The 13,447-nt window shown below is 70.9% G+C and carries 13 protein-coding genes, 1 tRNA gene and 1 riboswitch; of the genes, 5 read left to right on the top strand and 9 right to left on the bottom strand.

The genetic code is table 11. The features are described from left to right. Positions 1–38 precede the first annotated feature (38 nt). Both ABD161_RS09480 and ABD161_RS09475 read left to right on the top strand, forming a co-directional pair. Positions 39–120, top strand: a tRNA-Leu gene (locus tag ABD161_RS09480). A 91-nt stretch (positions 121–211) separates the two neighbouring features. Continuing rightward, positions 212–958 (top strand): DedA family protein, encoded by a 747-nt coding sequence (locus tag ABD161_RS09475; protein ID WP_344001835.1) that lies wholly within the window; start codon positions 212–214, stop codon positions 956–958. 41 nt (positions 959–999) lie between these two features. On the opposite strand, the gene ku is transcribed toward ABD161_RS09475, so the two are convergent. Beyond that, positions 1,000–1,884, bottom strand: coding sequence for a non-homologous end joining protein Ku (gene ku / locus ABD161_RS09470; protein WP_344001833.1), 885 nt, complete (start codon positions 1,882–1,884; stop codon positions 1,000–1,002). Positions 1,885–1,962: 78 nt separating this feature from the next. Here ku and ABD161_RS09465 point away from each other — a divergent pair, with 78 nt between their 5' ends. Next, positions 1,963–4,458, top strand: coding sequence for an ATP-dependent DNA ligase (locus ABD161_RS09465; RefSeq protein WP_344001832.1), 2,496 nt, complete (start codon positions 1,963–1,965; stop codon positions 4,456–4,458). Here ABD161_RS09465 and ABD161_RS09460 read toward each other — a convergent pair. Both ABD161_RS09460 and ABD161_RS09455 read right to left on the bottom strand, forming a co-directional pair. After that, positions 4,455–5,366 (bottom strand): cation diffusion facilitator family transporter, encoded by a 912-nt coding sequence (locus ABD161_RS09460; RefSeq protein ID WP_135112986.1) that lies wholly within the window; start codon positions 5,364–5,366, stop codon positions 4,455–4,457. The genes ABD161_RS09465 and ABD161_RS09460 overlap by 4 nt on opposite strands. A 77-nt stretch (positions 5,367–5,443) precedes the next feature. Then, positions 5,444–5,770: a DMT family transporter gene (locus ABD161_RS09455; RefSeq protein WP_344001829.1), complete on the bottom strand. Its 327-nt coding sequence runs from the start codon at positions 5,768–5,770 to the stop codon at positions 5,444–5,446. 9 nt (positions 5,771–5,779) lie between these two features. Further along, a riboswitch (guanidine-III (ykkC-III) riboswitch) is annotated at positions 5,780–5,844 on the bottom strand. Positions 5,845–5,907: 63 nt separating this feature from the next. On the opposite strand from ABD161_RS09455, the gene ABD161_RS09450 reads away from it, so the two are divergent. Continuing rightward, complete coding sequence (locus ABD161_RS09450; RefSeq protein ID WP_344001827.1) at positions 5,908–6,534, top strand: LysE family transporter; 627 nt, start codon at positions 5,908–5,910, stop codon at positions 6,532–6,534. A gap of 13 nt (positions 6,535–6,547) precedes the next feature. Here the strand turns inward: ABD161_RS09450 and rdgB are convergent, their stop codons facing one another. The 3 genes from rdgB to murI are packed head-to-tail and all read right to left on the bottom strand — an operon-like array spanning position 6,548 to position 8,744. Continuing rightward, on the bottom strand, positions 6,548–7,141 hold the full coding sequence (rdgB, locus tag ABD161_RS09445; protein WP_344001826.1) for an RdgB/HAM1 family non-canonical purine NTP pyrophosphatase: 594 nt from the start codon (positions 7,139–7,141) through the stop codon (positions 6,548–6,550). 3 nt (positions 7,142–7,144) lie between these two features. After that, entirely contained in the window at positions 7,145–7,885 is a 741-nt protein-coding gene (gene rph / locus ABD161_RS09440; protein ID WP_344001824.1) for a ribonuclease PH, read from the bottom strand. Between the two features lie 25 nt (positions 7,886–7,910). Then, the gene (gene murI / locus ABD161_RS09435) at positions 7,911–8,744 is read right to left on the bottom strand and encodes a glutamate racemase (RefSeq protein WP_344001822.1); all 834 of its coding nucleotides are present in this window, start codon (positions 8,742–8,744) and stop codon (positions 7,911–7,913) included. Positions 8,745–8,844: 100 nt separating this feature from the next. On the opposite strand from murI, the gene ABD161_RS09430 reads away from it, so the two are divergent. Next, on the top strand, positions 8,845–10,176 hold the full coding sequence (locus ABD161_RS09430) for a nicotinate phosphoribosyltransferase (protein WP_344001820.1): 1,332 nt from the start codon (positions 8,845–8,847) through the stop codon (positions 10,174–10,176). 19 nt (positions 10,177–10,195) lie between these two features. On the opposite strand, the gene ABD161_RS09425 is transcribed toward ABD161_RS09430, so the two are convergent. Genes ABD161_RS09425 through ABD161_RS09415 form a run of 3 tightly spaced genes read right to left on the bottom strand, consistent with a single transcriptional unit; the run spans position 10,196 to position 13,244 of the window. After that, the gene (locus ABD161_RS09425) at positions 10,196–10,462 is read right to left on the bottom strand and encodes a DUF3039 domain-containing protein (RefSeq protein WP_135112970.1); all 267 of its coding nucleotides are present in this window, start codon (positions 10,460–10,462) and stop codon (positions 10,196–10,198) included. Positions 10,463–10,512: 50 nt separating this feature from the next. After that, positions 10,513–12,048: a hypothetical protein gene (locus ABD161_RS09420; protein WP_344001818.1), complete on the bottom strand. Its 1,536-nt coding sequence runs from the start codon at positions 12,046–12,048 to the stop codon at positions 10,513–10,515. 11 nt (positions 12,049–12,059) lie between these two features. Then, entirely contained in the window at positions 12,060–13,244 is a 1,185-nt protein-coding gene (locus ABD161_RS09415) for an ABC transporter ATP-binding protein (RefSeq protein WP_344001816.1), read from the bottom strand. Positions 13,245–13,447 lie beyond the last annotated feature (203 nt).

The raw sequence follows: 13,447 nt of genomic DNA, 5'->3' as shown, positions 1-13,447 counted from the left end.
CGGCATGTCTGCGGCGATAAGTAGACTGATCGCACTTCGCGGGAGTGGTGGAATTGGCAGACACGCAGGATTTAGGTTCCTGTGCCTCACGGCGTGTGGGTTCAAGTCCCACCTTCCGCACCGCCGATCGTCGGCGGCGAGCGCACGCGTCCGTCGTCTCCGTTCCGCACTCCCCCCATCGCAGCAGCAGTAGTCAACGACAGGATGACCGTTGCGTCCCCTCGCTCTCATTCCCTGGCTGGATCCCCAGGCCATCATCGACGCGGCCGGCCCGTGGGCCCTGCTCGTCGTCTGCCTCATCGTGTTCTCGGAGACCGGCCTGCTCGTCGGGTTCCTGCTGCCGGGCGACACGCTGCTGATCATCTCGGGGCTGCTGACGAACACGCACAACGTGTTCGGCGTGAACATCTGGGTCGCCAGCGGGCTGATCGCCCTCGCCGCGTTCATCGGCGGCGAGGCCGGTTATCTGATCGGCCATAAGGGCGGGCCGGCCGTCTTCGAACGCAAGGAATCGGGGCTGTTCAGTACGAAGAACGTCGAACGCACGAATGCCTTCTTCGAACGATTCGGCGGCATCACGATCGTGCTCGCGCGCTTCGTTCCCGTCGTGCGCACCTTCGCGCCCGTCGCGGCCGGCGTGGGTCACATGCCGTGGAAGCGCTATTCGCTCTACAACCTCATCGGCGCCGTGCTGTGGGGCTTCGGCCTCACGATGGTCGGCTACCTGATCGCATTCATCCCGTGGGTGAGCCACTTCGTCACCGAGTACATCGACCTCATCCTGCTGGCGGCGGTCGGCGGCACGGCGCTCGTCACCCTCTGGCACTACTTCGCCGAGCGTCGCAAGGCCCGCCGCGAGCCCGCCCCCATCCCGGTGGAGGAGCTCATCCTCGAGCCGGAGGTGTTCGAGCGCGGCGCCGACATCGACGGCGACGGCAAGCCCGACATCAAGCTCTGACCGCGGTCAGGACCAGCACGTCGATCGAGGCAGACTGCGCCTCACGAGGCCTTCTTCGTCGACCGCTTCCGCTTGGGCTTCTCGGCCTTCTCCTCGGGCTCGGCGTCGTCCTCGGCGTCCTTGCCCGCGTCCCCCTTGTCCCGAGAGGCACGCGAGCGCTCGACGCTCGCACGCAGCGCGGCCATGAGGTCGATGACCTCGCCGCCCTCCTCCTCCTGCTCGCCGAAGGTGGCGTCGGTGTCGATGGCGTCGCCCTTCTCGAGCTTCGCCGCGATCAGCGTCTTGAGCTCCTTCTGGTACTCGTCGACGAACTCATCCGGATCGAAGTCGTTCGAGAAGCTCTCGACGAGGCTCGCCGACAGCTCCAGCTCCTTCGCGGAGATCCTGACCGACTCGTTCAGCGACGGGAACTCGGCCGCCCGCACCTCATCCGCCCACAGCAGGGTCTGCAGCATCAGCACGTCGCCGCGCACGCGCAAGGCGGCCAGGCGCGTCTTCTGGCGCAGCGAGAACCGCACGATCGCCGTGCGATCCGTCTGCTCGAGCGTCCGGCGCAGCAGCACGTACGCCTTCGGCGAGGCGGAATCGGGCTCGAGGAAGTACGACTTGTCGTAGGTGATCGGATCGACCTGCTCGCTCGGCACGAACTCCACGACGTCGATCTCGCGGCTGCGCTCGGACGGCAGCGACTTCAGATCCTCGTCGGTGAGCACGACGGTGCGGTCGCCGTCGTCGTACGCGCGATCGATGTCCGAGTACGCGACGATCTCGCCGCACACCTCGCAGCGGCGCTGGTAGCGGATGCGTCCGCCGTCGGCGTTGTGCACCTGATGCAGGCTGACGTCGTGGTCCTCGGTGGCCGCGTAGACCTTCACGGGGACGTTCACGAGGCCGAACGTCAGCGCGCCCTTCCAGATCGATCTCATGGTCCCAGTGAACACCTGTCACACCCGTCACTGCCAGGGGCTTGATTTCGGGGCCGACCGGCGAAATAGGCTCAGGCCATGGCAGGCGAGCAGATCGTGCGGATCGGCGGCCGTCGCCTGCGCGTGACGAACCTCGAGAAGGTGCTGTATCCGGAGACCGGGACGACAAAGGGCGAGGTGATCGACTACCTCACCCGCATCGCGCCCGTGCTGCTCCCCCACGTCGCTGGCCGCCCGGTGACGCGCAAGCGCTGGGTCGAGGGCGTGGGCACGGCCGACGAGCCCCTCCCGTCATTCTTCGCCAAGGACCTCGAGCGCGGCGCGCCCGACTGGATCCCTCGTCAGCCGATCGAGCACTCGACCGGGTCGAAGGCCTATCCGCTGGTCGACGACGTCGCCACGCTCGCCTATCTCGCGCAGGTCGCGAGTCTCGAGCTGCACGTGCCGCAGTGGCGCTTCGCGCCGGACGGCTCCCCGGGACTTCCCGACCGTCTCGTCCTGGATCTGGATCCGGGGCCCGGCGTCGGCCTGCCGGAGTGCGCGGAGGTCGCCCGCCAGGCGCGCGCCATCCTGACCGACATGGGCCTCGACCCGCTGCCGGTCACGAGCGGCAGCAAGGGCATCCACCTCTACGCGCGGCTGCCCGGGTCGCAGACGAGCGCGCAGGTGTCGGCGGTCGCGAAGGCACTCGCGCAGGCGCTCGAGGCCGACCATCCTGAGCTGGTCGTGAGCTCGATGAGCAAGGCGGTGCGCCCGGGCCGGGTGCTCGTCGACTGGAGCCAGAACAACGGCAAGAAGACGACGATCGCGCCGTACTCGCTGCGAGGGCGCGCGCAGCCGTGGGTGGCCGCGCCCCGCACGTGGGACGAGCTCGACGATGCGGGCCTGCGGCACCTGCTGTTCCACGAGGTGCTGGAGCGGATGGAGCGCATCGGCGACCCGCTCGCGCCGATCGACGCGCCGGATCCGGATGCCGCGCTCGCCCCGTACGTCGCCAAGCGCGACGCGGCGAAGACGCCCGAGCCGATGGGCGGGCCCATCGAGCCGACGGTCGGCGGCGAGCCGCGCTTCGTCATCCAGCGGCACGAGGCGCGTCGGCTTCACTACGACCTGCGGCTCGAGCGGGACGGGGTGCTCGCCAGCTGGGCGGTGCCCAAGGGGATCCCCGAGACGACCGGGAAGAACCACCTCGCGGTGCAGACCGAGGACCACCCGCTCGCCTACGCGACGTTCGAGGGGGACATCCCGAAGGGCGAGTACGGCGCGGGCCACATGGACATCTGGGAGTCGGGCACCTACGCGCTCGAGAAGTGGCGGGCGGACGAGGTGATCTTCACCCTCCACGGCGCGGGCCCGCTCACCGGCGGCGTGCGCCTCGCGCTCATCCGCACGAGCGGCGACGGCGAGAAGTCGCAATGGCTGCTTCACCGCATGAAGGATCAGCACGCCGAGACGCCCGCGGAGCCGGAGAGCCGCACCTCTTCGCCGGTTGAGCGAGGGAGCAAAGCCTCTTCGCCGGTTGAACGATGGAGCGAAGCCTCCTCGCCGGTTCAGCGAGGGAGCGAAGCGACCGAGTCGAAACCCCCGAATCCGCCCACGCCCGCAGCCCGGGCGAAACCCCCGTCCCCCATGCTCGCGAGCAACGGCACCCCGGGGCTCGCGCGCGCGATGGGCGCCGGATCCTGGGCCGAGATGAAATGGGATGGCGTGCGGGCGCTGGGCGTCTGGTCGGACGGTCGGCTGCGCCTGTTCGCCCGGAGCGGCACGGACATCACCGACCGCTATCCCGAGTTCGCCGCTCCGGGCGCTGCGTTCTTCGCTGCGTCGGAGGCGGTCGTCGACGGCGAGATCGTCGCCCTGGACGAGCGCGGGCGGCCCAGCTTCTCGCTGCTGCAGAACCGGATGCACCTGACGAAGTCCGCCGAGATCACCGCCGAGACGCGGCGCACCCCCGCCCGCCTGTACCTCTTCGACGTGCTCGCCGCCGACGGCGAGGACCTGACCGGCCGCCCGCTGTCGGAGCGCCGCGATGTGCTTGAGCGGATCGCGGCCGACGCGGGGGCGGCGATCGACGTCCCGCCGGTGTTCCCCGACATCGACCTGGCCCTCGACATCGCGCGCGAGCACGACCTCGAGGGGGTGATGGCGAAGGACCCGGATGCCCGCTACCGCCCCGGCAGGTCGGACCGCTGGCTGAAGCTGAAGATCACGCGGACGCAGGAGGCGGTGATCGCGGGCATCCGCCCCGGCAAGGGGGGACGATCCGGATCCATCGGCTCGCTCCTGCTCGGGATCCCGGACGACGACGGCCTGCGTTACGTCGGCCGCGTGGGCACGGGGTTCAGCGAGCGGGCGCTCGGCCGGCTGTGGGATCAGCTGGAGCCGCTGCGCGTGACGGAGTCTCCCCTGCACGGCGTTCCCCCGCTCGACGCCCGGGACGTGCTCTGGGTGCGGCCCGAGCTCGTGGGCGAGGTGGAGTTCACGGAGTGGACGCCCGGCGGCAGCATGCGCCACCCGCGCTGGCGGGGCCTTCGCCCCGACAAGGCGGCTCAGGACGTGGTGCTCGAGTCCTAGCGGTGCGCCTCGTCGCGGTCCTCGTGGCCGACGGCTTCGAGCTGGAAGGTGGAGTGCGCGACGTCGAAGTGATCTGCCAGGCACCCCTGCAGCGAGGTCAGCAGCGCCGCGGACCCGCCGCGGTCGAGCACGTCCTTGTCGACCACCACGTGCGCGCTGAACACCGGCGCGCCGCGCGTGAGCTGCCACACGTGGACGTCGTGGACATCGACGACGCCGGGGGCCGCGCGGAGGTGATCCCGGATCTCCGCGACGCTCATCCCCTGCGGTGCCGACTCGGTGAGCACCGCGAGGCCCTCGCGCATCAGCACCCATGCGCGCGGCAGGATGAACGCCGCGATCAGCAGGGACGCGGCGGCATCCGCACGGTCCCAGCCCGTCGCGAGGACCACGACGGCGGCGAGGATCACGACGGCCGAGCCGATCGCGTCGCCGAGCACCTCGAGGTAGGCGCCGCGCACGTTGATGCTGCGGCGCTGGGCGCGCGCCAGCAGCCACAGCGTGAGCACGTTCGCGGCGAGGCCGATGACGGCGAACACGATCATCGTGCCGCCGTGCACCTCGCTCGGCGCGGCGAAGAAGAGTCGCCCGACCGCCGCCACCGCGATGCCGCCGCTCAGTGCGATCGCGAGCACCGCGTTGATCATCGCGCCGAACACCTCGAAGCGCCGATACCCGAAGGTCCGCCGGTCGTCGGCGGGGCGGCGGGCGATCGACTGCGCGATCAGCGCGACACCGAGGGCGGTCGCATCGGTGAGCATGTGCGCCGCGTCGGCCAGCAGCGCGAGGGACCCGGCGACGAGCCCGCCGACCACCTGCAGCCCCACGACGGAGAGGGTGATGCCCAGCGCGATGCCGAGCAGGCGACGGTCGTCGCCGCCCTGCTTCTCGTGCGCGTGGACATGCATGGTCCCAGGCTACGCGCGGCAAACCCCAGGTCCGACGGCTTTCGCCTACTCGGGAATGAGTCCGATTCTCACTCGCGTCAGTGCTCGCCGTCGCTCACGAGCTTCAGGCCCACGACGCAGCCGACGAGGCCCAGGATCAGCAGGATCTTCAGCCATGAGACCGACTCGTCACCGGTGATCATCGCGTAGCCGACGGTGAGCGCCGCGCCGACGCCGACCCACACGGCGTACGCGGTGCCGATCGGGATGTCCCGCATCGCGAACGCGAGTCCGAGCATGCTCGCGACGATGCCGACGGCGAAGACGGCCGTCGGTGCGGGCTTCGTGAAGCCCTCCGACTTGCCGAGGGCGGTGGCCCAGACGGCCTCGAGGACACCGGACAGGATGAGGACGATCCACGACATGGCACGACTCCTGGCAAGTCTTGTCGCGCACCGGGTACTTGACCATCGTCCGGGAGCCTCTTGACGGGCTCTGATGTCAATGCTCGCACGCGTGCCTGTGCAGGGTCGGTGCACACCCCGGCCGTAGAATCCAGAGCATGACGCTCTCGCTCTGGCTGGCCCTCGTGGGCGCCGGAGCACTCATCTCCCTGACGCCCGGCGCGGGCGCGGTGAACACGATGTCGAATGCGATCGCGTCCGGGTGGCGGCGCTCCCTGTGGGGCATCCTCGGCCAGCAGGTCGCCCTGGTGGTGCACATCGTGATCGTCGCTGCCGGCGTGGGCGTGCTCGTGGCGAGCTCGCCGATCCTGTTCGAGATCATCCGCTATGCCGGCGCCGCGTATCTGATCTACCTCGGGGTACGGCAGTTCCTCGCGCGCCCGCAGGACGCGACGGAGGACGGATCCGCGATCCTCGTGCGCGAGAGCGCCTGGTCGATGTTCCGGCGCGGGCTGCTCGTGAACCTGACGAACCCGAAGGCGATCGTCTTCTTCCTCGCCTTCGTGCCGCAGTTCATCCGACCCGATCAGCCGCTGATCCCGCAGTACACGGTGCTGTCGGCGACGGTGGTGGCGATCGACATCGTGGTGATGTGGTTCGTGTTCGCCATCGCCGCCCGCGGGCTCGCCCGCCTCACCCGCACTCCGTCGGGGCAGAAGGTCCTCGGCCGCATCTTCGGCTCGCTCTTCGTCGGCGTGGGCGTGCTGCTCGCCGCCGTTCACTGATCCGACGGGCCGCCTACAGCTGCGCGAGCAGCGGCTTGAGCGCCACGAAGGCGCGGGCGCGGTGCGAGATCGCGTTCTTCTCATCCGCGGTCAGTTCGGCGACCGTGCGCTCGGGCCCGTCCTGGTCGGCGGGGATGAAGATCGGGTCGTACCCGAATCCCGCCTCGCCGCGCGGCGCATCCGCGAGGCGGCCGGGCCAGAGCCCCTCCACCGTGTGCTCCGCACCGGCAGGCGTCACCAGCGCGATCGTCGAGTTGTAGTGGGCGCCCCGGTGCGGGTCCGCGACGTCGGAGAGCTGGTCGAGCAGTAGCGCCAGGTTGGCGCGATCATCCTTCGCGTGTCCTGCCCAGTAGGCCGAGAACACCCCGGGCGAGCCACCGAGGACGTCCACGCAGATGCCGGAGTCGTCCGCGAGCGCGGGAAGCCCCGTGTGCGCCGCCGCGGCCCGCGCCTTGATCAGCGCGTTCTCGGCGAAGGTCGTGCCATCCTCGACCGGCTCGGGGCCGTCGTAGGACACGACCTCGAGATCCGGGCGGACGCGGGCGACGATCCCCTGGAACTCCGCGACCTTGTGGGCGTTGTGCGTGGCGAGGACGATCTGCGCCACCGGTCAGGCCCCCGCGGGCTCGTCGAGCGCCGCCTGCTGGTGAACGCGCAGCTCGGCCGCGCCGGCGACGGCGAGCTCGAGAAGGGCGTCGAGCTCGGCCTTGTCGAACGGCGCACCCTCGGCGGTTCCCTGCACCTCGACGAATTTCCCACCTCCGGTGATGACGACGTTCATGTCGGTCTGCGCGCGCACATCCTCGACGTACGGAAGGTCGAGCATCGGCACGCCGTCGATGATGCCGACCGACACGGCGGCCACCGAGTCGCGCAGCACCTGGGCCTTCTGGCCGATGAACTTCTTCTCGCGGCCCCACTCGATCGCGTCGGCGAGGGCGACATAGGCGCCGGTGATCGCCGCGGTACGCGTGCCGCCATCCGCCTGCAGGACGTCGCAGTCGATCACGATGGTGTTCTCGCCGAGCGCCTTGGTGTCGACGACGGCGCGCAGCGCGCGGCCGATCAGGCGCGAGATCTCGTGCGTGCGCCCGCCGATCCGGCCCTTCACGCTCTCGCGGTCGTTGCGGTCGTTCGTCGCACGCGGAAGCATCGCGTACTCGGCGGTGATCCAGCCCTTGCCCTTGCCCGTCAGCCAACGCGGCACACCGTTCGTGAACGACGCCGTGCACAGCACCTTCGTGCCGCCGAAGCTGATGAGCGCCGAGCCCTCTGCCTGGCTGCTCCAGCCGCGCTCGATCGTGATGGGGCGGAGCTGGTCGGGCGTGCGGCCGTCGGCGCGAGTGGTCATTGCTTCTCCTTGCGGATGGAAGGGATCAGGATCGCGCGTCGAGCGCGGGGAGGTCGATGGCGCCGGTGCGGACGAGGCGCACGTCGCGCACCTCTCGGCCGAGCAGGCGGTTCGCGAGGGCGATGAAGTCGGTGGTGGCCGCGCCCGTCGCCTCATACTCGTGACGCGGCGTCGCGTCCGGGCCTGCCAGCAGGTCGCGGCTCACGAGCTGGCGGTAGACGTCCTTCGCGGTCTCGGAGTCGCTCGAGACGAGCGAGACATCCGGGCCCATCACGTAGCTGATCGCCCCCTTGAGGAACGGGTAGTGCGTGCAGCCGAGCACGAGGGTGTCGACCCCGGCGTGACGCAGCGGCGCGAGGTACTCCTCGGCGACGGCGAGCACCTCGGGCGAGTCGGTGTCGCCCGCCTCGACGAACTCGACGAATCGCGGGCAGGCGGCCGTGGAGACCTGGATTCCCGGGTTCACCTCGAGCATGTCCTGATACGCGCCGGATCCGATCGTCCCCACCGTGCCGATCACGCCGATCCGGCCGTTTCGCGTCGTGGACATCGCCGTGCGCACGGCGGGGCCGATGACCTCGACCACCGGCACCGAGTACCGCTCGCGTGCGTCGCGCAGCATCGCCGCCGACGCGGTGTTGCAGGCGATGACGAGCATCTTCACGCCCTGATCCACGAGCGTGTCGAGGATCTCCAGCGAGTACCGCCGGACGTCGGCGATGGACTTCGGGCCATACGGCGAGTGGGCGGTGTCGCCGATGTAGATCATCGACTCGCGCGGCAGCTGATCGCCGATCGCCCGGGCGACGGTGAGCCCGCCGACGCCGGAGTCGAAGATCCCGATCGGCGCGTCGTTCATGATGTCCCAGCGTACCCGCGGCGCGCACCGCAAGCCGCGCCGCGCTCGCCCGGCGGCCGCGTCGTCCGCGACCTGCGCATCCATGGCTAGGGTTTTCCCTATGAGCGCCTCCTCGGCCCTGTTGACCGACCGCTACGAGCTCACCATGCTCGACGCCGCCCTGCGCGACGGCACCGCCCAGCGGCACTGTGTGTTCGAGCTGTTCGCGCGACGACTGTCCGGCGGTCGCCGGTTCGGCGTCGTCGGCGGCACGGGACGCCTGCTCGCGCTGCTGCGCGACTACCACTTCGGCGACGACGAGCTGCGCTTCCTGCGCGACGAGAAGGTGGTCAGCCCCGAGGCCGTCGCCTACCTCGAGAACTACCGCTTCACCGGGTCCATCTCCGGCTATCGCGAGGGCGAGCTGTACTTCCCGGGTTCTCCGATCCTGACGGTCGAGGGTAGCTTCGCGGACGCGGTCATCCTCGAGACGCTCGCGCTGAGCGTGCTCAACCACGACTCGGCCGTCGCGACCGCCGCCTCGCGCATGAGCATCGCCGCGGGCGATCGTCCCCTGGCGGAGATGGGATCGCGTCGTGCGGGCGAGTCCTCGGCCGTCGCGGCCGCGCGCATGGCGTACATCGCCGGCTTCGGCGCGACGAGCAACCTCGAGGCGGGCCGCCAGTGGGGCATCCCGACGATGGGCACCGCCGCGCACTCATGGACGCTGCTTCACGACAGCGAGGAGGACGCCTTCCGCGCCCAGGTCGAGGCGCTCGGCACCGACACGACGCTGCTGGTGGACACCTACGACATCGCGAAGGGCGTCGAGACCGCCGTCCGCGTCGCGGGCACCGGCCTCGGCGGCGTGCGCCTCGACTCGGGTGACCTGCCGACGGTTGCCGCATCGGTCCGCGCGCAGCTCGACGAGCTCGGCGCGACGCAGACGCGGATCACCGTCACCAGCGACCTCGACGAGTACGCGATCGCCGCGTTGGCCGCCTCTCCCGTCGATGCCTACGGTGTCGGCACGTCGGTCGTGACCGGATCCGGGTATCCGACCGCGGGCATGGTCTACAAGCTCGTCGCGCGTCAGGACGCCGACGGCGGCTGGGTCTCGGTGTCGAAGACCGCCGAGGGCAAGGGATCGCAGGGCGGGCGCAAGACCGCGTTCCGCACGCTCGAGAACGGGGTCGCCACGCAGGAGCTCGTCGAGGTCGCCGACGGCTTCGAGCCGCTCGCGCAGCCGTCGGAGTACCCGGATGCGCGCCCCCTGCAGGTGGCCCTCGTCGTCGAGGGCGAGCCTGTCGCGGAGTACGAGGGCCCGGCCGGGGTCGAGGCGGCACGGGAGCATCACCTGCGCGTGCGCGAGGAGCTGCCGATCCGCGCACTTGCGCTCAGCCGCTCGGACCCGGCGATCCCGACGGTCTACGTCGACGCGGACGAGAGCTGACGGCCGCGCCCGACGCGGGTCACGAGTTCAGCGACTCGTAGATCTCCTTGCACGTCGGGCACACCGGGAACTTCTCCGGGTCGCGGCCCGGCGTCCACTTCTTGCCGCACAGCGCGCGGACCGGCTTGCCGGTGATCGCCGACTCGAGGATCTTCTCCTTCTTCACGTAGTGCGAGAAGCGCTCGTGATCGCCCGGCTCGATGTTCTCCTCTTCGAGGAGCTTCTCGAGCTCGCGGTCGAGGAGGGCCGTTCCGCCGTCGCCGGGGGTATCGAGAGGAGTGCTCATGAGGCCCGAGTCTACGCCGCGGAGACCCCCTCGAGCATTGTCCGCGGGCGTCAGGTGGTGCTCGCGAATGCCATGATCCGCTCGCCGCGGCGCTCGAACATCCACGACCCGAGCAGCACGCCGACGAGCAGCACGCCGACCCCGACGCCGAGCCCCGTCCACATCGCCGCGCCGGCATGTGCGACATCGTCGGTGACGGTGAGCCAGCCGAGCCACAGCGTCGGGGCGCTCAGCACGATCGTGCCGAGCATCACGAGCGCCTGCGCGGCGACGCCGGTCGAGTCGGCCCGCTGCGGCTGCTGGAAAGGACTGTCGCCGGGGCGCGAGACGGCGTAGGGAGCGAGCACCGACGCGACGCTCGACAGGCCCAGGCCCGTTAGGAACAGGCTCGCCGCGACGCCGATCATCGCGGGCAGCACCGCCCACCGGCCGTAGAACGCGGCGCTGAGCGACAGCGCGATCGCGAGCACCGGGATCGCGATCACGAGCACGGGGACGAGGCGGCCGATCCGATCGGATACGCCGCGGATGCCGCTGGCGATGTGCATCCACACGGCGCTCGAGTCGTAGGCGACGTCGTTGTGCGGCAGCCATCCGAAGAACAGCGCCATGATCGGCACGGGCACGAGCGCGACGACGGGTTCGGGCACACCGGCGACCAGCAGCGGCACGGTCGGCAGGAGACCGGCGAGCGGGATGATGGCGAAGTTCACGATGTAGCGGCTGTCGCGCAGCCAGTACACGAGGCCGCGCGCGGCGATCGCGCCCGCGGGAGTGCCGGGCATGACCGCGAACCAGCCGAGCCCGCCCCGCCCGCTCGCGGCCGCGGGGTTCTCGATCGTCGTCAGAGCCCGTTCGACGGCGAACAGCCAGGCCGCCGCCGCGAGCCCGAGCGTGGCGAGCGCCACCAGGGCCGCCAGCCATGCGGCTCCCCCGTTGCCCATCGCGATCGTGCCGGGAAGCGCGGCCGCGGCGCCGATCGGGGTCGCGGCGAGCACGTCGGCCGCGGTGGCGAGCGCACTCGGCACCCGCCCCTCCCACTCCAGCGACGACAGGAACACGATGACCGGCACGAGCACCACGATGACCCCGAGCACGAACAGGCCCGACAGCTCGCGCGTGCGGCGCGTGCGCAGCACCGCGGCGCCGACGGCCATGCTCAGACGCGCGAGCAGCACGCAGGTCGCGACGTGCAGGATCGCCATCAGCGCGCTGACGACGCCGGGAACCCCATGCGCCGTCCAGACGACGGCCGCGCACACGTCGAACACCGCCACCGCGAACACCGGGACGCTCACGAATCCCGCGCCGGCCAGCAGCCAGGCGAGCGGGCGAGGATCCATCCCGAGTACGGCGAAGCGGCGGGGATCGAGCGGATCGGTCGCCGCCGCGACGACGGGACCGGCCGCGAACGACAGGGAAATCGCCGATCCGGCGAGCACGAGCAGGGCGAACGCGACGGCGGTCGGGGCGTCGACGAGGGACAGGACCCCGATGGCGACCGCGACGACGACCGCGACCAGGATGAGCAGCCCCGCCGCCCGGTAGGCGACACGGGTGGCCGGCCCTCGCAGCGCGCCGACCATCAGCGCGAGCCTCAGTCGGAGAACGTGTGCAGCCACTCGAGGCCCTCCATGCTGCTGACCTCGCCCGAGAGCTCGACGAAGCGCTGCTCGAGCGTGAGCTCGCCGCGCACCTCCTCGACGGTCCCCTCGGCGAGCAGCTGCCCCGCCACGATGACCGCGACGCGCGTGCAGACGCGCTCGATCAGATCCATGCCGTGGCTCGACAGCAGCACCGTGCCGCCACGCGAGACGTAGGTGCTCAGGATCTCCAGGATGTTCGCCGACGACACCGGATCGACGGCTTCGAACGGCTCGTCGAGGACGAGCAGGCGCGGCGAGTGGATCATGGCGGCCGCGAGCATGATCTTCTTCGTCATCCCCGCCGAGTAGTCGGACACAACGCGGCCGAGGGCGTCCGTGAGGTCGAACGCGCGCGCGAGATCGGCCGTGCGGCTCGCGACGACGTCGGGCTTCAGCCCGCGCAGCACGCCGAAGTAGTAGAGGAGCTGCCGCCCGGTGAGGCGGTCGAACGTGCGCAGCCGGTCGGGAAGCACGCCCATCAGCGCCTTTGCCGCGCGCGGATCCTTCGCCAGATCGACCCCCGCGACGGAGATCTCGCCCCGATCCGGACGCAGCAGCCCTGCGATCATCGACATCGTCGTCGTCTTGCCGGCACCGTTGGGACCGACGAGACCGTAGAACGATCCGGCGGGGACCGTCAGGTCGATGCCGGCGACGGCGGTCGTCCCGCCGTAGGAGCGGGAGATGCCCCGCAGCACGAGGGCGGGCGGCACCTCCGGCCGGGCCTCGGCGGCCGGGACGGCGGCGGGGTCGGTCGCGGGGCCTGTCGCGGGAAGGACTGCGGTCTCAGGCTCCGCCGCCGGCGCCTCGGGCTCCGCTGCCGGCGCCTCGGGCTCGACCTCGGCCGGGTCGGGTTCAACCTCCGCGGGCGCCTCCGGCACGTCCTCTGCCGGCGTCTCAGGCTGGACGACCGTCGACTCGGGCTCGACCGGTGCCTCGGGCTCGACCACCGGGGTCTCGGGCGCACCCGTCTCCGCCACGGCAACGGTGGCGTCCTCGACCTCGACAGGGGCCTCTTCCGTCGTGGTCGTCTCCGCGGCGGCCGTCTCGGGCGCGGCGGCGGGAGCATCCGGTTCCGTCACGGGATCCGCGGGTCGCTCCACGACGTCCACCACCGGGACGACCGAGGTGGGCACGTCCTGATCGGAGGGTGCGTCGGCCTCTGCGGGAGGCTGGGCGACCGCCGACCTGCCGGCCGCATTCCGCGCCGCCGATGTCTTCGTGCCGGAACGGGGCTTGGGCTTGCCGCCCTGTACCGGTCGCTTCGCCGCGGGCTTGCGCGGTGCGGCTGCGGACGGCGTGGTGTCGCTCTCGCCGGTGTCGCGCTCGGCCGCAGTCC

The organism is Microbacterium paludicola (assembly GCF_039529675.1).
GTDB classification, from domain to species: Bacteria; Actinomycetota; Actinomycetes; order Actinomycetales; family Microbacteriaceae; genus Microbacterium; species Microbacterium paludicola.
The sequence above is the reverse complement of the archived record's forward strand: the minus strand, read 5'-3'. Positions and strand labels throughout refer to the sequence as shown.

Coding starts and splice junctions, on each gene's coding strand:
- ku (WP_344001833.1), bottom strand. CDS start 1,884: ATGAGATCGATCTGGAAGGGCGCGCTGACGTTCGGCCTCGTGAACGTC.
- ABD161_RS09465 (WP_344001832.1), top strand. CDS start 1,963: ATGGCAGGCGAGCAGATCGTGCGGATCGGCGGCCGTCGCCTGCGCGTG.
- ABD161_RS09460 (WP_135112986.1), bottom strand. CDS start 5,366: ATGCATGTCCACGCGCACGAGAAGCAGGGCGGCGACGACCGTCGCCTG.
- ABD161_RS09455 (WP_344001829.1), bottom strand. CDS start 5,770: ATGTCGTGGATCGTCCTCATCCTGTCCGGTGTCCTCGAGGCCGTCTGG.
- ABD161_RS09450 (WP_344001827.1), top strand. CDS start 5,908: ATGACGCTCTCGCTCTGGCTGGCCCTCGTGGGCGCCGGAGCACTCATC.
- rph (WP_344001824.1), bottom strand. CDS start 7,885: ATGACCACTCGCGCCGACGGCCGCACGCCCGACCAGCTCCGCCCCATC.
- murI (WP_344001822.1), bottom strand. CDS start 8,744: ATGAACGACGCGCCGATCGGGATCTTCGACTCCGGCGTCGGCGGGCTC.
- ABD161_RS09430 (WP_344001820.1), top strand. CDS start 8,845: ATGAGCGCCTCCTCGGCCCTGTTGACCGACCGCTACGAGCTCACCATG.
- ABD161_RS09425 (WP_135112970.1), bottom strand. CDS start 10,462: ATGAGCACTCCTCTCGATACCCCCGGCGACGGCGGAACGGCCCTCCTC.
- ABD161_RS09420 (WP_344001818.1), bottom strand. CDS start 12,048: ATGGTCGGCGCGCTGCGAGGGCCGGCCACCCGTGTCGCCTACCGGGCG.